Annotated in this window: 1 pseudogene; it reads left to right on the top strand. The window is 79.7% G+C overall.

Annotated elements, in window-relative coordinates:
- Positions 1-355: pseudogene (locus DEF28_RS26950) on the top strand (hypothetical protein); the annotation flags it as partial.

Here is a 355-nt window from a genome sequence, read left to right as displayed (position 1 = left end):
GAGGCGGCCAGGGCGAGACCACCGGAGACACCCGCCGCCTGCGCCACGGTGGGGCCCACCGGCAGGCCGGTCACCCACGACAGGCCGAGGTCGCCGCGCTGCCGTGGCTCAGCGGCTCGGATCCGGCGCTGACCGTGCTGCGCGCCCGGTCCGCCGAACGCGAGCCCGACGCCGAGGCGCTGCGGGCCGTCCGCGAGGAGCTCCACCTGCCGCCGGACCCGGTCAGCGGGGTGCTGGCGTGGCTCGGCGGGGCGCTGCGCGGCGACCTCGGCCTGTCGTGGGTGACCGGCCTGCCGGTGGGCCCCACCGTGGCGCAGGCGGCGGGTGTCTCCGGTGGTCTCGCCCTGGCCGCCTC

It is taken from the genome of Marinitenerispora sediminis (assembly GCF_003336425.1).
GTDB classification, from domain to species: Bacteria; Actinomycetota; Actinomycetes; order Streptosporangiales; family Streptosporangiaceae; genus Marinitenerispora; species Marinitenerispora sediminis.
Note: the sequence above shows the minus strand (reverse complement) of the source record. Positions and strands in the feature narration are given on the sequence as shown.